The following is an 18662-nucleotide window of genomic DNA, read 5'->3' on the forward strand; positions in this document are numbered from 1 at the left end:
CCTAAGCCGCCAGCGCCTCGGAAAACTCCACCGCCCTGCCCTGGCCGGGCGTGACGATCTCGCCGTCCCACATTACCCGGTTGCCGCGCACGATGGTGCCGACCGGACAGCCGGTGACCTCTTTGCCGTCATAGGGCGTCCAGCCCGCCTTGGAGCCGGCCTGCGCGTTGGTGATGGTCTCGCGGCGCTTCAGGTCTACGACGGTGAAATCGGCGTCGTAGCCGGCGGCGATGCGGCCCTTTCCCGCCATGCCGAAGATGCGCTGCGGACCATGACTGGAGAGATCGACGAAACGCTGCAAAGTGAGCCGGCCGGCGTTGACATGGTCGAGCATGATCGGCACCAGCGTCTGCACGCCCGTCATGCCCGAAGGCGAGGCAGGATAAGGCTTGGCCTTCTCGGCCAGCGTGTGCGGCGCGTGGTCGGACCCCAGCACATCGACGATCCCATGCTCGATGCCGTGCCAGACGCCGTCGCGGTGGCGCGCCGCGCGCACGGGCGGGTTCATCTGGATCAGCGTGCCGAGCCGCGCATAATCGTCAGCTGAGAGCGTCAGGTGATGCGGCGTCGCTTCGCATGTGGCGACGTCCTTGTGCTGCTCGAGGAAAACGATCTCCTCGGCCGTCGAGATGTGCAGCACATGGATGCGGGCGCGCGTCTGTCTCGCGATGCGCACCAGGCGCTCGGTGCAGCGCAGCGCCGCGATCTCGTCGCGCCAGACAGGATGCGACGAGGGATCGCCTTCGACGCGCAGACCGAGCCGCTCGCGCAGACGGAACTCGTCCTCGGAGTGGAAAGCGGCGCGGCGGCGGGTGTTGCGAAGGATGGAGGCGACGCCTTCGTCGTCCTCGACTAGCAGGTCGCCGGTGGACGAGCCCATGAAGACTTTTATGCCGGCAGCTCCTGGCAGCCGCTCGAGCTCGCCGACATCGCCGGCATTGTCGCGCGTGCCGCCAACCCAGAAAGCGAAGTCGCAATGCATGCGGCCGGTGGCGCGCCGCACCTTGTCGGCAAGGGCCGCCTCGCTGGTGGTCAGCGGATTGGTGTTGGGCATCTCGAAGACCGCGGTGACGCCGCCCAGAACCGCGGCGCGAGACCCGGTTTCCAGATCTTCCTTGTGCTCCAGTCCCGGCTCGCGAAAATGCACCTGGCTGTCGACGACGCCGGGCAGGATGTGCAGGCCTGTGCAATCGATCGTCTCGCCGGCCGACGCTTGGCCGAGATCGCCTATCGCGGCAATACGCCCGGCCTTCACGCCGACATCGCGCCGGCCTTCACCGTCATGGTTGACTACCGTGCCGCCTGTCAGGATGAGGTCGAAGGTGGTTGCCATGGACTGGTCCAATCTCTTGCGGGGGGAGTGTGGCCGGCTTACGTAATGACCATCATTTTTGCAAGATCAGGCCGACTTCACGCCCATGCCCTTTGCCCTGCTGAAAGACCGCGCGCTCATTTCCGTGTCAGGCCCGGATGCCGAACATTTTTTGCAAAACATCCTCACCACCGATCTCGATGCGCTCGGCGCCGGCGAGGCAAAGCCTGGCGCGCTGCTTTCGCCGCAAGGCAAGATCCTGTTCGATTTTCTCATCTCTCGCGTCGGCGAGAACGGCTTCCGGCTGGAATGCCGGACCGACATAGCCGATGACTTCGTGCGCCGGCTGATGCTTTACCGGCTGAGGGCAAAGGCCGAGATTGCCAAGCAGGATCAGGCGCTTGTCACGGTTGCATGGGGCGATGATTCAACCGCCTCACTTGCCGACTCAACTTCGCTCGCCGACATCCGCTTCCGCGAGGTGGAGGTCAGGCGCACCTATGACCGCGCAACACAGGACGACGGTGATGCCGGCGCATGGCAGGCCCTGCGTATCGCCAACGGCATCGCCGAAAGCGGCAGCGACTACCAGCTCGGTGACGCTTTCCCACATGACGTTCTGCTCGACGAGTCCGGCGGCGTCGGCTTCAAGAAAGGCTGCTATGTCGGCCAGGAAGTCGTCTCGCGCATGCAGCATCGCGGCACCGCGCGACGCCGCGTGCTGATCGCCACAGCCGGGGGTTCCCTGCCTGCGCCCGGTACCGAGCTCACCGTCGCCGGCCGGCCGGTCGGCACGCTGGGTTCGGCAAGCGGCGGACGCGGCCTCGCCATCGCCCGCATCGACCGCGTCAAGGCAGCGCTCGATGCCCGCGACCCGATCATGGCCGGCGATGTCCAGGTGACGCTCGCCATCCCGAGCTGCGCGAAATTCTCCTTCCCGCAAGACACCGTCAGCGCGGAGGAGGCCTGATGGCGGCCGACAGGGCGGGAGCGCCGCCGCGCGCCTGGCAGCGCATGCTGTCCGGCCGGCGGCTCGACCTGCTCGACCCCTCGCCGCTCGACATCGAGATCGCCGACATCGCGCATGGCCTCGCCCGCGTCGCCCGCTGGAACGGCCAGACCAGCGGCGAGCACGCGTTTTCGGTGGCTCAGCATTCGCTGCTGGTCGAGGCACTCTATGGTGAGCTGGTGCCGGCCGCCTCCGCCGAGGCGCGGCTCGCCGCGCTGCTGCACGACGCGCCCGAATATGTCATCGGCGACATGATCTCGCCCTTCAAATCGGTGATGGGCGGCTCCTACAAGGACTGCGAGCTCAGGCTGCAGCGCGCCATCCATCAACGTTTCTCGCTGCCGGCCGAGCTCGGCGCCACCTTGCGCAAGGACATCAAGCGCGCCGACCAGATCGCCGCCTATTACGAGGCGACGCTGCTTGCCGGCTTCTCGACCGCGGAGGCGACGGAATATTTCGGCCGGCCGCGCAGCTTTTCCGCCGACCATTTCGACTTCACCCCACGCTCGGTGACCTGGGCGCAGGCGGCATTTCTGAAACGATTCGCGGCGCTGGAAGCTAAACGCCAGCCTTTTCTTGCTGCCAATTCCGTCAAATAAAAGAACGCTAAATTAACCGGCGGCCACGACAGTAAACTGTTCAGTCACGGTCGGCAGGCGCGCTCATGCCCGTTGCTCATGTCAAGGCTGGTTCGGCCGCAGTCAGGCGGAAGGCAACCGGTATTGGCCCGGTTCGACGAATAGCGGAGGAGCTTCGCGCACAAAACGAACGGTTTTCGGCCGCCGTCGAGAACATGTCGCATGGCCTGTGCATGTTCGACGCCGACGAGCGCATGATCATCTGCAACCGAAACTATATCGACCTCTTCCGCCTCGACGCCAAAGTCACGAAGCCCGGCATTCGCTTCTTCGACATCTTGCAGCACAGCGTCGAAATCGGCATCGCCTCGCAAACCGCCGAGCAGCTCTACGCCGTCCGCAAACCCTATATCGACGGCGCCAAACCCTCGACTTATGAGGAGAGGCTGGCGGACGGGCGCATCATCGTCATCTCGCATCGGCCGCTGGCCTCCGGCGGCTGGGTGTCGATCTACGAGGACGTGACCGTGCAGCGGCGCGCCGAAGAGGAACTGAAGGAGCAGCATCGCCGCTTCGACGCCGCTTTGGCCAACATGTCGCAAGGCCTGCTGATGTATGACGCCGACGGCAAGCTGATCGTGCGCAATCAGCGCTTTCTGGATCTCTACAAAGTCGCCGCGGCAGATTTCCCCTTTGGTACGACACACCGCGACGCGCTCAAACGACTGCTGGAACTCGGCATCTACACCAAGATCGACGTCGACAGCGAAGTCACCAGGACCGAAGCCTGCCTGCGAGCAGGGAAAATGCAGTCGGCTTACCGCTATCTTGCCGACGGCAGGACTTTTCTGGTGGTCCGGCAGCCGATGAGCGGCGGCGGCTGGGTCGTGACCTTCGACGATGTTACCGAGCGTCGCCGCGCCGAAGAGCGCATGACGCATCTTGCGCATCACGACACGCTGACCAACCTGCCGAACCGCTCGATGTTCCGCGAGCGCCTGGACCAGGCATTGAGCGAGGCCAAGGCCACGCCGGTGGCGATCTTCTCGCTCGACCTCGACCGCTTCAAGGCCGTCAACGATACGTTCGGGCATCCGGCCGGCGACTGGCTGCTGAAAAGGGTGGCCGAGCGCCTGCAGCGCTGCCTGCGCAGCGACAAGGACGTGGTGGCGCGTTTCGGCGGCGACGAATTCGCCATCATTCAATCCAATATCAGAAACGCGGTCGACGCCGAAAAGCTGGCCAAGCGCATTATCGAGGTGATCGGCAAGCCTTATCGCGACAAGGGCCGCGAAATGCATGTCGGGGTGAGCCTCGGCATCGCGCTTTATCCCAGCGACGGGCAGGATGCGGATACGCTGCTCACCAATGCCGACATGGCGCTCTACCGGGGCAAGAGCGAGGGGCGCAACATCTACCGTTTCTTCGAGCCGGGCATGGATGCCATGGTGCGGGAGCGCCTGGCGCTCGAGGCCGACCTCGAAGCTGCACTCCCGAGGCGCGAGTTCGAACTGGATTTCCAGCCGATTCTCGACATCGCCTCCGGTGAGATCGTCGGCGCTGAAGCGCTGATGCGCTGGCGCTCGCCGTCGCGCGGGCTGGTGCCGCCGCAAGACTTCATCGCCGCGGCCGAAGAAACCGGGCTGATCGTGCAACTCGGCGACTGGGCGCTGCGCAAGGCCTGCGGCGTGGCGGCGGGCTGGCCGCAGGACGTGCGCATGGCGGTCAACGTCTCGGCGGCCCAGATCAAGAGCGGCGGCTTCGCCCGCAGCGTGATTGCGGCGCTCGCCTTTTCCGGCCTGCCAGCAAGCCGGCTGGAACTCGAAATCACCGAAACGGTGATGATGGACGAGAGCGACAGCGTGCTGAGGACGCTCGGGCAATTGCGCGGGCTCGGCGTGCGCATCGCGCTCGACGATTTCGGCACCGGCTATTCTTCGCTCGGTTATCTGCGGCGCTTCCCGGTCGACAAGATCAAGATTGACCGCTCCTTCATCCACGATCTCGACAAGCGCGACACGGCGGCGATCGTGCGCACGGTTATCGGGCTCGGCGCCGAGCTCGGCATCACCGTCACCGCCGAAGGCGTCGAGGCCGAAGCGCAGCTCGACATGCTGCGCAAGGCCGGCTGCGGCGAGGCGCAAGGTTTTCTGATCGGCGCGCCGGCCAGGGCCTCGGAGATGAGCCGCCTGCTGCGCTCGCAGGAAAAGCTTCGCCGATCCGGTTGATGCCGGGCACCGGTCAGCGCAGCGTCTCGAAATATTTCTCGTGGAAGATCACATAGCCGGGTTCTACCACTTTGAGATGCCGCGCGATCAGCCGATGAAAAGCCGGCAATTGATGGAACGGCACACCCGGATAGGCGTGGTGCTCGGCATGGTAGGGCATGTTCCAGGCGAGCTTGCGCACGAACCAGTTGGTCAGCGTCGTCCTGGTGTTTTCCAGCATATTGGCGACGAAGGGGCAGCGGCCATGCTCGGCCAGCAGATAAAGCCTGAGAAAGGGCTGCCCGAGCAGCGCCGGTACGAGCCAGACGTAGAGGATCACGGTCGCCTCGAGCCAGATCGCAAGCGTCAGCACGACGAGGTAGAAGGCGATCATCGCCCGCGCTTCGGCCTGGACTTTCGGCAAGCCTTTCGACGGCACATAGCTGTCCCGGCAGCGGCCGCTGGCATTTCTGTAGAGCGTCTTGAAATGACCCCACCACACCGGCAGGCCAGAGACATGGACGATGTACTGTCGCAAGGTCTCGGGCTTCGGGAAAGCCAGCTCCGGATCGTTCTGCGGGTCCTGAGTGAAGCGATGATGGGCGAAATGGAAATAGCGGAACCAGTCGGCGGGCAGCGCGATCGCCAGGCTGCAGAGCCGCGCGACGGCATCGTTCAGCCACTGCGTCTCGAAGGCCGTCCTGTGCACGGTCTCATGCAGCAGCGTGAACAGGAACACGATCAGGATGCCCTGCGGCAGCATCAGAACCGGCCAGTACGGCACCTTGGCCGCGATCAGCGCGCCGAGAGCGACAATGGCGCCGAGATGAACGGCGAATTGGATGATGCCCGGCAGATCGGACTTGCCGGTCAGCCGGCTGCGCTCCTCATGGGTCAGCGAGGCGATGACGTCGCGGTGGTCGATGGTGTGGTCGATGGCGCTCATGAGGCTACCGTACTGCAGAAAGAAAGCTTTCGAAAAACGAGGAATTCTGCAAGATAGATAAGCTCAGCTTATCTTTTCGGGTCGCCATGGTCGCACTTCCCTCCCTGCGCGGACTTCAAGCCTTCGAGGCGGCGGCGCGCAGCGGCAGCTTTGCCGCAGCGGCGGAAGAGCTGTCGATTTCGGCGGCGGCGGTCAGCCAGCTCATCCGCACCGTGGAAGAACAGATGGGCCGCAAGTTGTTCCACCGCGTCAACCGGCGCGTCGTGCTCACCGAAGCCGGCGTCGAGATGTTGCCGAGGCTTACCATGGCCTTCCAGGAAATCGGCAGCGTCGCGCGGGATGTAGGCGGCGATGCGTTCCGGCCGAGGCTCGTCATCTCGGTGCCGCCTTCGATGGCGATGGGCTGGCTTTCCGAACGCCTCGCCGGCTTTGTCGCCAGCCACGGCGCCGCGGATATTTCGCTGAGAGGCGAGGACGACCCTGTGCCGTTCGACCATGAGATGGTCGACATCCGGCTATCCTACGGCCCGCACTATCGCGAGCACCCGACCGGGGCGATCGCCCGGGATGCGGTCTATCCGGTCTGCGCGCCCAGCCTTGCCGGCGCAGCCAAGCCGGAAACTCTCGCCGGCTTGCCGTTGATCCACACCGATTGGGGTCCGACCGGTGCCGCCTTTCCGTCCTGGCGCAACTGGCTCGAGGCGGCGGGCATCGCGCCGGGCCGGTCGGCCCAGCGCGGGCTTTCGGCCAACTCGTCGCGGGCCGCACTCGATCTCGCCATGTCGGGATTGGGCGTGGCGCTGGCGCAAGGCATCTACTGCGCTCGAGCGCTGGAAGACGGCAGCCTGGTCCGGCCGGTTGCCCGAGCGCTGGAATTGCGCCAGCCTTATTGCCTGACGATCCCTGAACGCAGCGCAAGGCGCGATGTGGTGGCGGCGTTTCGCGAGTGGCTGATCGCGGAATGCGTGCGCGCAGTCAGCTCGCCGGCGCTCGGTGCCTAGCAGTCAGAGATGCCCGGCCAGGGCCGCGACCATGTCCTTGCTGGTGGCTACCGGAACGATCTCGAACTCCACCAGATCGGCCCATTCGATGACCCAACGCTGCAGCAGCGTGACGTCATCGGCTTCGACCAGCAGGAAACAGCGGCTCATGTCGCCTGCGATCCAGCTATGGTGAACGACAAGCGCGTCCGGTTTCAGCCGGCCCCGATCGCGGAAACGCCGGTAGATTTCCTTGCGGTCGCAGCCGCGAAAATCCTCGATCACCAAAAACAGCATCTTGCCCCCATTCAGTTGATTGTCTTAGCCGTATTCAGCGACGCCAGGTGATCCCGTCCGGATGCAAAATGCTTTAGCGACCAGTGCGCTCCAGCCGCTCCAGGAACCATTGCGTAAGCCGCACCCAGAGCTCGTCCTTCTCGCCGGAATCCTCCCAGCCATGGTCGAGATTGGGGTTATCGTTGACCTCGATGACGAAGACGCCGTCCTTGGTTTCCTTGAGGTCGACGCCGTAGAGCCCGTCGCCGATGCAGCGCGCCGCCTTGACCGCCGTCTCGACCACGTGCGGCGGCGTCTGCTTCAGCGTGAAGGTCTTGATGCCGCCCTGATCGGGCTTGCCGTTGGCCTTGTGGTTGACGATCTGCCAGTGTTTTTTGGCCATCAGGTAATGCACGGCAAACAGCGGTTGGCCGCCGAGCACGCCGACGCGCCAATCATATTCCGTGGGGATGAATTTCTGCGCGATGAGGAGGTCGGAATCCTCCAGCCACTCGGTCGCCAGCTTTGTCAGATCGGCAAGGTTCTCGCATTTCTTGACCCCGCGCGAGAAGGATGAGTCCGGGATTTTCAGCACCAGCGGAAAGCCCAGCGTCTGGGCGGCGAGCTCCAGATCGGAGGTGCCGGCAATCATCACCGTCGGCGGCACCGGCACCTTGTTGTAGGTCATCAGCTCGTTGAGATAGACCTTGTTGGTGCAGCGGATCATGGACAGCGGGTCGTCGATCACCGGCATGCCCTCCTGCTGGGCGCGGCGCGCGAAGCGGTAGGTGTGGTTGGAGATGGATGTCGTCTCGCGGATGAACAGCGCGTCGTAATTGGCGAGCTTGGCCAAATCCTTCCTGGTGATCGGCTCGACCTCGACGCCCATCTTCTCGGCGATCCTCGCCCAGTAGCGCAGCGACGAAATCTCCGAAGGCGGCAATTCCTCATGCGGATCGACGAGCGTCGCGAACGTGTAGCGCGCCGGCGTGCGCCCCTTGGTGTCGCGCCACTCGCGGTTGGTGTAGGTCTCCAGGCACTGCAGGAAGACTCCTTCTTGCTCCTCGCTCATGCGCGCGAGCGGCAGGAAGCCGATCTTGCGGATCGAAGCCCATTCGGCGCTGTCCTTGATGTGGACCTCGAGCGCCGGCGCGCGAAACCAGTCGAACAAGAGCTTGGTGAACCGGTCCCAAACTTTTGAGGGCCCGATGCCGAAAAAGACGGCGACCTTCGTCGGAAAGGTTCCGTCGAGATCCTTGCGGCATTTATTGAGCGCGAGCTCGAGTTCCGGCAACGCATGCTCATAGAGCTTGCGCTCCGACAGATCGATCATGGTCTCGACGGTCGGGATCACTTTGTGGCCGCGCGATCCGGCGAGCAGCGAGGCATAGTAGCCGCGACTCTGATAGCCGTAGTTGTTCGACAGGTTGATCACCTTCGGCCGCTGGCCGCGAAACAGCGCCGGATGCGCGAGATAGTCGCGGTTGGTGATGATCTTGTGCGGCGTCGCCACCTGGTCGAGATCGTTCTGCCTGCCTGTTAGGATGACCCAGGTCATTGTGTCAGCGTTTTCCCAGGTTGATGGCGGCGCGCAACCCGTCGCGGCCGAACTGAGCCATGTTCATGAAGATGCCATAGGGCACGGGAATGTTGGCGGCGTCGAGGATGGTTTCCTGCCTTTCGTCTTCGACCCAAGGATCGTGGATGAGGATATGGTCGCCGTCGTCGCCGATGGCCAGCACCCAATGCGGCACCTTCTTGCCGAACATCAGGAAGCCGCTGATCAGCACCAGCACCAGCTTGCCCTCGGCAAGGGCGGCGCGGATGTCGTCGATGCCGAAAGGACGGTAATTCACCGGGATGCCGTAAAGTTCCGCGCGCCGGCGGAAGTCGACCTGGGCGAGCTCCATCACCCGGCGCTTGTCCTCGCTGCGCACCGACTGCAGGAACAGCGCGCCGTGAAAGGATACGAAGATCTCGGCGGCAAGCCCGCTTTCATAGCCGGCCACGGCCAGGCCGAAAGGCTCGCAGCCGCCCGGCCCCGACATCATGAATACCGTGGTCGCCTCGCGCCACAGGCGTATTTCCATGATCGGATCGGGCACGAAGCCGGAATCGAAGTTGGCCATCGCCATCATCAGGCAGCACGGACCGCAGGTGAACTCGCAGGTCTGCTGGTAAAACGGCACCCCGGTGCTGGTCGGGACATCGCCGCGCAGCGTCTTTTCGTAACGCAGCGCGGTGGCGCCGTCCTCGTAATAGTCGGGCTCGCGGCCGATCTTTCGGTAGCCTGCCTGCTCGTAGATGCCGATGGCGCGCTGATTGTCCTCGCGAACCTCGAGCCGCAGCATCATGCGATCGTGTTCATAAGCCGCCTCTTCGGCCGCGGCCAGCAATTGGCGGCCGATGCCGAGATTGGCGAAGAAGGGACCGACGGCGATGGAATAGAGCCGGGCCACGCCGCTGCCCTTGCGAAACAAGACCACCGCGTAGCCGGCGACATGGCCGTCATTCTCGGCCACCAGCATCTCGGCGGTCTCACGCTCGATCAGTTGGCGAAAGGAGCGGCGCGACAGGCGATCGCTTGAGAAGACAGCCTTCTCGATGGCGGCGAGGTCATCGACGTCCGACGCGCGGGCCTTGCGGATCTCGGCAGGCATGCGGGGTTTGGGAGAACCTCGATTGGATTAAAGGAAACGGCCCCGGTCAAAAGCAGCACCCCGGCCGAAGCGCCGGTCTTCATCAAGCGCTATCGCTCCTTGATTAGGGCCGAATTGTGACAGGTTCCGCGGCGGCAGAAAAGCACCACGGCTTTGAACCGAACCACTAATTCGAAACAGCGTAGGCCGTTGAAAACAGCCGCCTCCTCAGCTCGAAACACCGGCCAGAAGCTGGCCATAGGCGCTCTTGGCGACCTCCGACAGACGCTCCGGCGGCAATGTGCCGACGACGGCGCAGCCATAGCCCTTGTCTAGCCAATACACCGCTTCCGGACCGTCAGCCTCGGCCGTATAGGTTCCCTTGGTGGTCTGCGATGATTCGGCGGTGACGAAGAGCGAGATGCGCTCGCCCTTGGCGTCCTCGTAAAGCAACATCGCGGCCTTGCCACGCTCGCCCGCCGGCAACAGCCGGCCGCCGACGAGTGCGAAGCCCTCGGCCGCGAGATCGGGCGCCACCAGCTTCAGCCCTACCCGGTTGGACAGCCAGGTCTGCAGATGGTCCTTGTCGCTTGCCGGCACCTCGACCGCGTGACGCTTCTCCGCGGCGTAGACGAGATGGGCGGCGATCGCCTGCTCCGCGAGTTGGTCGTCGCTCTCACCGTTTCGGCCAATGCCGTCGATGCCGGCGAGATAGCCACCGAACCCGCCGACCATCAGCACGGCTGCCGCCGCCGCCGAAAGCCACCAGCGCGAGCGCCAGGCAGGCGTCCGCGCCGGCGCTTCGCCAAGCACCGCGTGCCGTAGCCTTGCCGGCACCGGTTCGTCCATCACGTCGGCCAGGGCGGCGCGGAGCGTCGCACGGTCGGCTATGTAACGGGCGCTCTTCGCCTTCATTTCGGGATTGGCTTCGAGCCAGGCGTCATAGGCCATGCGCTCCTCGCCCGGCAGTTCGCCATCGAGGGCCATGTGGATATCGCGTTCGGTGAAATCGCGCCGGGTCATCGCTCGACGATCCTTATCGAGCGGCGGCGCGAGGAGTCGTCCAGCAGGCCGCGCAGTTCCTCGCGGCCACGCGCGATGCGCGACATCAGCGTGCCGGCCGGCACGCCCAGGATGTTGGCGGCCTCGGCATAGGAAAAGCCTTCGATAGCGACCATGACCAATGCCGCGCGGCGATCGGGGCCGATCGCCTGCAGGGCATCCATGATCTCGCGCGAGGCTATGCTTTCGACCTGATCGGCGGGCGCGGCCTGGGCCTCGCCGGCTTCCAGAGGCAACATTGCCGCCTCGCCTCGCCGGTTAACCTTGCGCATCTGGTCGATGAACAGATGATGCATGATCGTAAACAGCCACCTCCTGGGGCTTTCTCCAGTTTGCCAGTTGTCGAGCCGCACAAGCGCCCGCTCGAGGCAGTCCTGGACGAGATCGTCGGCGGAATCGCGGTCGCGCAGCAACGAGCGCGCGTAGCGGCGCAGACGCGGTATCTCGCTCAGGATCGCTGCCTTCTTGTCGTCCATGACCGCTTGTTTCGTGGTCGTCTTCCATTCGATTGAACGCGCCTTCCCGGCGCGGCGCAAGCAGCCAGCACGAAGCGGACCACCCGCTCCGGTACCCAAGCACCTGAATAACGCCGGCGGATGCCGGTTTATTCCCGGCGCGAGCGGAGGCGGAACCAAGGTTGAATACCGGTTCTGGCCATTGTATATTCCTCATTGAATATCTTGCATATTCATGTTAGAATATACGCCGGAGGAATTCGACAATGTCTTTGTATATCCGCGATGACGAGGTTGACGCGCTGGCTCGTCAGTTGCAGTCCGCGATCAAGGCGCCCACGAAGACTGAAGCCGTGCGGATCGCGCTCAAGCGTGAGCTCGAACGGGCACATGCCGTCCTCCCACTAAGCGAGCGCATTAGAAAGTATCAGGACGCAGCGAGGGCGCTCGGTCCGGACGACCTGGACTTCGACATGAAGAAATTCATGGACGAAGGATGGGATGACCTCTGATGTTTCTCGATGCTTCCGCTATCATCGCTATCATATCGGAAGAGCCGGGTGCGAACCGCCTTCTTAGGAAAATGGAAGCCGCCGAGAAGCTTTATTTCTCGCCGAGTTCCGCATTCGAGGCGATTGTTGGGATAGCTCGCAGGAAATCCGTAGCGGAAAACGGCGACCAGCTTCCGACGCCACCCGCCCTGATCGAACGATGTCAAATGATCGTCTTGGGTTTCCTGGCCGAACTCAAGGCCGTTGAGGTCCCGCTGGACACGCGGATCCGAGAACTCGCTGTAAGGGCCGCGCAAGATTATGGTCGATATGTGGGCCACCCAGCCAAACTGAATTTCGGCGACTGCTTCAGCTACGCATGCGCCAAAGCCTATCGCGTACCTCTGCTCTACAAAGGCAACGACTTCTCGCAGACCGATCTGGCCTGACCTTTATTCGGCTCCTAACCTCGCCGCCCTTGTCAGCAGACGCTGATAGAAAAGTCCGATGCCGATCAGCACGGCGCCCAGACCGATGAAGGAGAGCGCGCGCAGCACGCCTTCCAGCTCCGACATGTCGAAGAGGAAGACCTTCAGCACGGCGACCGCTATGAGCACGGCCGAGGCGATGCGCAGCACCTGCGACCTCAGCCAGACGCCGGCGGTCAGCAGCGCCACGCCGATGACCAGCCAGAGCGCCGAATAGGTATAGGTCTCAAGCTGGCCGAGGCCGCTCCACAGGCCGATGAACTCGCCCTTGAACAGGCGCCGGACCGACAGCGTGGCGTAGGCGAAGGCGAGCAGCGAAGCGACCAGCGCCAGCATCGCGGCATACCATCTCGGGCGCCTCTCGCGAACATAAAGCGCCAATGCTCCTGCTGCGACCGCCGGCAGCAGATAGGCGAGTAACAACAGGTTGAAGAACGGGACGGCGCCGGTCGATTCATCCGTCAGCAGCGGGTTCAGCACCACGAAATGCCGGATGGCGATGAAGGCGACCGAGAGCACGCCGGCGGCCATCGAGCCATAGCGCAGCACCGGGCTCGGCGAGCGCAGGTCGATGGCGACCAGTATGGCGCCGGCGCCGAGCGCGATCAGCGTGTAGATCGCCTGCTCGGCAAGGGTGACGGGGCCGGTGTCGATGACGCCGCCATGCATGGCATGGCGCACCAGCATCGCAATCGTGAGCAGGCCGAACAGCGCCGAGGCCGCTTCCATGGCAAGACGCGGCCGTCCGTTGGTGGTGCGCGCGAGTTGCCAGGCGGCGAAGCCGAAGGCGAGCGCCGGAACGCCATAGCCCGGCAAGAGCCAATTGAAGACCGGCGTCGTCGACAGTGCCGCCGCGCCGACGATGATCGGATCGAAGGCGACGCGACCAAGCACGGCGACAGCCGCGCCGACCGCGATCCAGCCCAGCACCGGGAAGCTGCGCCAGCGCGTCGCGAGCGCCGGCACGACGGCGGCGGCGCCGAGCAGCACCGTCGTCCAGCCGGAGCCGAAGGCCATGTGCAGCATCAACAAGCCTGCGACGCCGCCGCCGCCGAGCGCGAAGGAGACGGCGGGGCCGCCGCGGAGCGGCGGTTCCTCGGCGCGCGCGATCCACTCGCCGCCGGCGGCAAAGACGAGCACCAGAAGCAGGGCCGGCAGCGCGTAGCCAAAATCGCGGTCGATGTCGCCGAAGGTGAGCCAGAGCGCGGTGAGCACGACCAGCGGCACAATGACACCCCATGCCGCCCATGACGCGGCGCGGATGGGCGCAGCAGCCGCAAAGCGGCGCGCGGCCCAGAACCCGGCTGCGATGAAGACCAGGGCAAGCGCGATGCCGAGGCGGAAGGTCAGCGTGTCGGATGCCGCCAGCGGCTCGGCGCCCAGGCCGACATCCAGCGCATCGGCGCCGATGGTGGCGGGCGGGATGATGCCGAGATAGATCAGCGCGGTCGCCAGGCCGGCGGCGAAGAGGAGCGGCAAGGCGCGCGGCCGGTAGAGCGCCACTGCCAGCAGCGCGGCGAGCAGCACCGCGCCGTGCGAGGCATAACCCGCCTTGGCAAACACCGGATCGACCGACAGCCCGAGCGCGGTCAGCGCAACGAAGAAGCCGGGCGCGATCGATGGCCAGTCGAAGCCGGGCTCCGCGTCGTCGCGGCCAGCAGTCAAGAAATCGGCTAGCCAGACGAAGGCGAGCACGGCAAGCGAGGCCAGGCTGATGAACAGCACCGTCGAGAGATTCACCTCCGGTGCATTGGTCATGTAGACGATGGTCCAGATGCCGGTGCCGGCGAAGGCTGCCGCGACAAGCGCCTTCCAATCGCGGATGCGGGCGATAGCCGCCGTGGCGGCAAGCACGATCGCCAGGTAGACGAACAGCGCCCACGGGTTCGGCGCCTCCGAGGCGACGAGGGCCGGCGTCACCATGGCACCGACGAGGCCGATGCCGGCCAGCGCCAGGCCGTGGACCAGCGAGACGGCAATGGTGGCGACGCCGATCGCGCCGAGCAGCGTGAAGGCGAGCGCGGGGCCGATAAAGCCGTAGATGCCATAGGCTGCATAGACGGTGCCGAACAGGATGAAGGCGCCGGCGCCCGTCAGAATCGCCGGGATGTAGGCGCCGGCAGCTCCCTGCACCGGCACCCGGAAGCCGGTGCGGCGGATGAACTCGGCGCCGGCAAGCAGCACAAGGCCGAGAACGCCGGCCATGGTCAGTCGCACGCCGGGGCCGAAAATGCCGGCCTCGATCGTGTAGCGGATCAGGAACAGGCCACCCAGCGCCAGCGCGATGCCGCCGACCCAGACCGCCCAACGCGTGCCGAGGGCCGTCTCGACATCGCGGGCGGCCCTTGTAGGTACTGCCGCTTCGGCCGGCGCGGCAGGTTGCGTCAATTGTCCCTCTCCGACGGGTTCGGACGGAGTCCCCTCGCCCGCTTGGGCTGGCGCTTCGGCTTTTGGCTCGTCGGGCGTCGCGGCAGCTGTGGCCTGCGGGGCTGCTTCACCTGCCGGCGGCGTGGCGGCTGCGGGAGCTTCACTTCCAGCAGCTCCGCCCGCGGCCTCGCCAGTTCGGGGCGCGGGCTGCGGGACACCCGAAAGCACCAGGCTGCGCAGCGCGCCAAGCTCGCGCTCGATCAGGCCGATGCGCGTCTGCTGGCGTGAAATGATAACGAATAGAGCGATGACGGCGGCAATGGCGATCAGGCCGAAAAACATGGCGGTTTCCCCTCAAAACCGTGCCAGTCTTGGCCGACAAATGCGGCGATGAGACGGCTACCCAATCAGCGCCCTGCCGGCCTGCAAGATCGAGCATGTTTCGGCGCCGATTGCCAGCGACCGCAGGCTTTATCCAACGGCGATACGTCGAAGCGGCTGAGGCTCGGGCCGCAAATTGCCGGCCGCTCGCCGCGGACCACTCGTGCTATCCTCGAACGCTAGCGGGAATTAACAAGAGGATGACCGATGCCGCAACGAAGCGCGGGCCTGCTGATCTTCAAGCAAACCGCCGGTGTGTTCGAGTTCCTGCTGATCCATCCCGGCGGACCGTTCTGGGCAAGGAAAGATGAAGGGGCCTGGTCGATCCCGAAGGGGCTGATCGACGATGGCGAGGACGATCTCGTGGCCGCTCGGCGTGAGGCCGAGGAGGAGCTAGGCGTCGCGATCGACGGCGATTTCCAGCCAGTCGGCAGCTACAAGCAGCCGGGCGGTAAAATCGTGATCGCCTGGAGCGTCGAAGCGGACATCGATGTGAATGCCGTCAGGAGCAACATGTTCACCATGGAATGGCCGCCAAGGTCGGGCGCCATGAAGGAATTTCCCGAAGTGGACAAAGCCGGCTGGTTCTCGCTCCCAGAGGCAGGTCTCAAGATCCTGAAAGGCCAGCGTCCCATCCTCGACGATTTTCTGGAGCGACGGCGAGCCGACTAGATCCTCGCCTTATTCGCCGGCAATCACCTTCACCGCCGCCTGATGCCGGCGCAGAGCCGCGAGAAAGCCGGCGCGGGCGTCGGGCGGCTCGAGGCCGCGCGGCTCATAGACGTGGCGAGTGAAGAAGAAGCCGGTCAGCCGGAAGGCGTCCTCGAGCGCCGCGGCATCGGCGCGCACGCCGGTGCCGCGCTGCAGGAAGGCGGGCAGCGCCAGCATCTTGTCGTGCCAAGCCGCGCCCGCAGCGCGCGAGACGGCGCGTCCGGATTTCGGCGAGACATAGGCGAGATCCTGCCGTGATCCGGTCGCCGCGCACTGGCTGAGGTCGAGGCCGAAGCCGAGTTCATCCAGGATCAGCAATTCGAAGCGCGCCACCAACTCGCCCGCGGCATCGGCATCGCCCAGATGGGAGATCATCACCGCAAGAGCCTCGTAGAGGCCGCCATGGGCATCGCGTTCGGGCAGAAGCCTGAGATGCGCGGCCATGGTCTGCAGGCCGTAGACGGCGACTGCGCTGTCCATCAGCCGGGCGGCGTTCATCTCGATCGCCTCGGCCTGGAAGATGCCGAGATGCTCGTCGAGACGTGCCCGCCACAAAAGGTCGACGCGATTGCCGGGCTGCAGCACCGGCTGCTGCTTGCGCGAGCGGCCGCCCCGCACCAGGCCGAGATGCCGGCCATGGGCGCGCGTCATCACCTCGAGGATGGCGCTGGTTTCGCCATGCTTGCGGGTGCCGAGAATGATTCCCTCGTCGCGCCATTCCATACGTCGAGCTTTTCACCTGTTGGGCGGCGAAATCAAGATTGCCGCCCGTAACCCAAAATCTGTCCGACAGTGATGGCAGGCAACATCCGCCGCTGCCGCCGCGGCGGCAATATCGGAAAATTCTCAGAAACCGTTCGGGATTTTTCGGCCGTGCCAACGCCAAATATCGGCGCGTTGACCGGGTGAACCGGCGCAGACCGCCGAGCGGCTCGGCTGGCTATTTCCCGAAGCGTCGACCTCTCGGGCAGGCGACCACTCGCTACAATGGCCCGATGAGAGGACCGTTATGAGCTCCTTCCTGGGCGTGGTGCGCGGGCACCAGCTGACCATCTTCTTTTCGCTGGCGCTCGGCCTGACGTGGCTGGCGTTCATTCCATTCTATCTGTCGCATGGCCAGAGCATTCCCTGGTTCACCTTCGGACCGGCAATCTCAGGCTTCACCGTCGCGGCACTTGCCGGCGGCTGGGGCTCGGTGAAGACCATCCTCGCCTCGATGGTGAAATGGCGCGTTCGCCCGATCTGGTATTTGGTGGCGGTCGGCCTGCCGTTCGGGACGCAGCTCGCCTCGATCCTGATCAATCCGTTCCTCGCTTCGGCGGAGCCGTCGTGGGGGAACATTCCGGCCTTCTCCGAGGTGGCGCCCATGATCGCGCTCTATGCCGTATTCAGCGGTCCGCTGGGCGAGGAGCCCGGCTGGCGCGGCTTTGCGACCCCGCATCTTCTTGGCCGTCGCCCAGCACTCGCCGGCAGCCTGATCCTCGGCGTGATATGGGCAATCTGGCACTTGCCGCTCGGCCTGCTTGGCGATCTCAGCCTCTACAGCACGATCAACGTGGTGCTGGCCGGGATCGTCTTCACCTGGCTTTACCAGAACACGGGCAGCGTATTGCTGGCCATCCTGATGCATGTCTCACACCAGAACAGCGTACGCTTCCTCGCCAAGGTGTTCGTCGACGGCGACTATATCCAGCAGCAATGGCTCGGCGTCGCGATCTGGGCGGTCATCGCGGTCGCGATCGTTGCCTATTACGGCACGGAAAGCTTTGTACGGCGGCCTGCGAAGCGACTTGCCACTGCATGGATACTCGACCGGTGAGGGCGCCTGCTCGGCGCCGTCATCCCCATTTGCGATGATCGGCGAGCACTTCTTCGATCACCCGGCGCTGCCTCCCGACCTCGGCCTGGTTGGCGTCGTGACCGGCAACGGTGATGAGCGCCTTCCACAGCGTCCAGCCGCGTCCGCGCGCCCAGGTCGCGTCATCGACGGCGATGCGCGCGCGGAATGCCTCGCGGCTCTCGCCCTCGAACAGCGTCCAGGCAATCGCCAGATCGCAGGAGGGATCGCCGACGCCCGACGTGCCGAAGTCAATGACAGCGCTCAGACGGCCGTCCTCGACCAGCAGATTGCCTGAGGCGACATCGCCGTGGAACCAGACGGGCGAGCCGTGCCAGCCGGCAGCAAGCGCCGCCTTCCAGACGGCAGTGGCGGCTTGCGTATCGATCCGGCCTTCAAGCGCAGCGATGGCCTGTCTCGCCTCGTCGTCATAGACGGCCAGCGGGCCGCCGCGATAAAAATTGTGCTGGCCAGGTGCCGGCCCCGCGGTCGGATCAATCCGTTTCAGGGCTACGAGGAACTCAGCCAGCGAGACCGCGAACGCGCGAAGGTCGGCGATGTGACCGGCTTTCGCCGTCTCACCTTCGATCCAGCGGTAGACGGACCAGTGCCAGGGATAGCCCGCCGCCGGCTCGCCCATGGCGAGCGGCTCGGGAATCGGCAGCGGCAGAAGCGGCGCAAGCTTGCGCAGCCAGCGATGCTCCTTCTCGACCTGCAGCGCATAGGGAGCAGCACTTGGCAGCCTGACCGCCATCGCGTCGCCGAGATGGAAGGTGCGGTTGTCCCAGCCGCCGAACGCGACCGGCTTCACAGGCAGATGCCGCCATTCGGGAAACTGCGCGTCGACGAGCCGGCGCACGAGAGCGGTGTCGATATCCATCTTCGGGCTGTGCATGTCGTTATCCCAAAACCGCGTCGCCTTT

At 64.8% G+C, this 18662-nt stretch carries 18 protein-coding genes; 8 read left to right on the forward strand and 10 right to left on the reverse strand.

The annotated features are described in order from the left end of the window. Nucleotide 1: 1 nt before the first annotated feature. Nucleotides 2-1333, reverse strand: coding sequence for a dihydroorotase (locus A9K71_RS15945; protein WP_066997407.1), 1332 nt, complete (start codon nucleotides 1331-1333; stop codon nucleotides 2-4). A gap of 85 nt (nucleotides 1334-1418) precedes the next feature. Between A9K71_RS15945 and A9K71_RS15950 the strand changes: the two genes are divergently transcribed. The 3 genes from A9K71_RS15950 to A9K71_RS15960 all read left to right on the forward strand — a co-directional run bounded on the left by A9K71_RS15950 (nucleotide 1419) and on the right by A9K71_RS15960 (nucleotide 5127). Then, nucleotides 1419-2282, forward strand: coding sequence for a folate-binding protein YgfZ (locus A9K71_RS15950; protein ID WP_066997410.1), 864 nt, complete (start codon nucleotides 1419-1421; stop codon nucleotides 2280-2282). After that, on the forward strand, nucleotides 2282-2920 hold the full coding sequence (locus A9K71_RS15955; protein WP_066997413.1) for an HD family hydrolase: 639 nt from the start codon (nucleotides 2282-2284) through the stop codon (nucleotides 2918-2920). Before A9K71_RS15950 ends, A9K71_RS15955 begins: the two co-directional genes overlap by 1 nt. 194 nt (nucleotides 2921-3114) lie before the next feature. Beyond that, on the forward strand, nucleotides 3115-5127 hold the full coding sequence (locus tag A9K71_RS15960; RefSeq protein WP_245299644.1) for an EAL domain-containing protein: 2013 nt from the start codon (nucleotides 3115-3117) through the stop codon (nucleotides 5125-5127). Between the two features lie 13 nt (nucleotides 5128-5140). On the opposite strand, the gene A9K71_RS15965 is transcribed toward A9K71_RS15960, so the two are convergent. Next, entirely contained in the window at nucleotides 5141-6031 is an 891-nt protein-coding gene (locus A9K71_RS15965; protein WP_066998128.1) for a fatty acid desaturase family protein, read from the reverse strand. 107 nt (nucleotides 6032-6138) lie between these two features. On the opposite strand from A9K71_RS15965, the gene A9K71_RS15970 reads away from it, so the two are divergent. Next, on the forward strand, nucleotides 6139-7053 hold the full coding sequence (locus A9K71_RS15970; protein WP_066997419.1) for a LysR substrate-binding domain-containing protein: 915 nt from the start codon (nucleotides 6139-6141) through the stop codon (nucleotides 7051-7053). 3 nt (nucleotides 7054-7056) lie between these two features. Here A9K71_RS15970 and A9K71_RS15975 read toward each other — a convergent pair whose 3' ends face one another. From A9K71_RS15975 to A9K71_RS15995, 5 genes are all read right to left on the reverse strand, one after another. Next, nucleotides 7057-7329, reverse strand: a complete 273-nt coding sequence (locus A9K71_RS15975) for a DUF3303 family protein (RefSeq protein WP_066997422.1) — start codon at nucleotides 7327-7329, stop codon at nucleotides 7057-7059. A 73-nt stretch (nucleotides 7330-7402) separates the two neighbouring features. Next, nucleotides 7403-8866: a RimK family protein gene (locus A9K71_RS15980; protein ID WP_066997426.1), complete on the reverse strand. Its 1464-nt coding sequence runs from the start codon at nucleotides 8864-8866 to the stop codon at nucleotides 7403-7405. Between the two features lie 4 nt (nucleotides 8867-8870). After that, a complete protein-coding gene (locus tag A9K71_RS15985; protein WP_066997429.1) occupies nucleotides 8871-9968 on the reverse strand; it encodes a GNAT family N-acetyltransferase/peptidase C39 family protein in 1098 nt (365 codons plus the stop codon). Between the two features lie 207 nt (nucleotides 9969-10175). Beyond that, complete coding sequence (locus A9K71_RS15990) at nucleotides 10176-10970, reverse strand: anti-sigma factor (RefSeq protein WP_066997431.1); 795 nt, start codon at nucleotides 10968-10970, stop codon at nucleotides 10176-10178. Beyond that, nucleotides 10967-11485, reverse strand: a complete 519-nt coding sequence (locus tag A9K71_RS15995) for an RNA polymerase sigma factor (RefSeq protein ID WP_066998131.1) — start codon at nucleotides 11483-11485, stop codon at nucleotides 10967-10969. Before A9K71_RS15995 ends, A9K71_RS15990 begins: the two co-directional genes overlap by 4 nt. A 245-nt stretch (nucleotides 11486-11730) precedes the next feature. On the opposite strand from A9K71_RS15995, the gene A9K71_RS16000 reads away from it, so the two are divergent. Together A9K71_RS16000 and A9K71_RS16005 are read left to right on the forward strand one after the other, a co-directional pair. Beyond that, complete coding sequence (locus A9K71_RS16000) at nucleotides 11731-11976, forward strand: type II toxin-antitoxin system VapB family antitoxin (protein WP_066997434.1); 246 nt, start codon at nucleotides 11731-11733, stop codon at nucleotides 11974-11976. Continuing rightward, nucleotides 11976-12404, forward strand: coding sequence for a type II toxin-antitoxin system VapC family toxin (locus tag A9K71_RS16005; protein ID WP_066997437.1), 429 nt, complete (start codon nucleotides 11976-11978; stop codon nucleotides 12402-12404). Before A9K71_RS16000 ends, A9K71_RS16005 begins: the two co-directional genes overlap by 1 nt. Nucleotides 12405-12407: 3 nt before the next feature. On the opposite strand, the gene A9K71_RS16010 is transcribed toward A9K71_RS16005, so the two are convergent. Continuing rightward, a complete protein-coding gene (locus A9K71_RS16010; RefSeq protein ID WP_066997440.1) occupies nucleotides 12408-15152 on the reverse strand; it encodes a DUF2339 domain-containing protein in 2745 nt (914 codons plus the stop codon). 246 nt (nucleotides 15153-15398) lie between these two features. Between A9K71_RS16010 and A9K71_RS16015 the strand changes: the two genes are divergently transcribed. Then, nucleotides 15399-15863, forward strand: a complete 465-nt coding sequence (locus tag A9K71_RS16015; RefSeq protein ID WP_066997443.1) for an NUDIX domain-containing protein — start codon at nucleotides 15399-15401, stop codon at nucleotides 15861-15863. A gap of 9 nt (nucleotides 15864-15872) precedes the next feature. Here A9K71_RS16015 and recO read toward each other — a convergent pair whose 3' ends face one another. Beyond that, on the reverse strand, nucleotides 15873-16625 hold the full coding sequence (recO, locus tag A9K71_RS16020; protein ID WP_066997446.1) for a DNA repair protein RecO: 753 nt from the start codon (nucleotides 16623-16625) through the stop codon (nucleotides 15873-15875). A 286-nt stretch (nucleotides 16626-16911) separates the two neighbouring features. Here recO and A9K71_RS16025 point away from each other — a divergent pair, with 286 nt between their 5' ends. Then, complete coding sequence (locus A9K71_RS16025) at nucleotides 16912-17721, forward strand: type II CAAX endopeptidase family protein (protein ID WP_066997449.1); 810 nt, start codon at nucleotides 16912-16914, stop codon at nucleotides 17719-17721. Between the two features lie 19 nt (nucleotides 17722-17740). Here the strand turns inward: A9K71_RS16025 and A9K71_RS16030 are convergent, their stop codons facing one another. Beyond that, on the reverse strand, nucleotides 17741-18634 hold the full coding sequence (locus A9K71_RS16030; RefSeq protein ID WP_066997452.1) for an aminoglycoside phosphotransferase family protein: 894 nt from the start codon (nucleotides 18632-18634) through the stop codon (nucleotides 17741-17743). Nucleotides 18635-18662 lie beyond the last annotated feature (28 nt).

Origin of the sequence: Mesorhizobium sp. WSM3873, assembly GCF_001672445.1 — a bacterium.
In the GTDB taxonomy this organism is placed as follows: domain Bacteria; phylum Pseudomonadota; class Alphaproteobacteria; order Rhizobiales; family Rhizobiaceae; genus Mesorhizobium.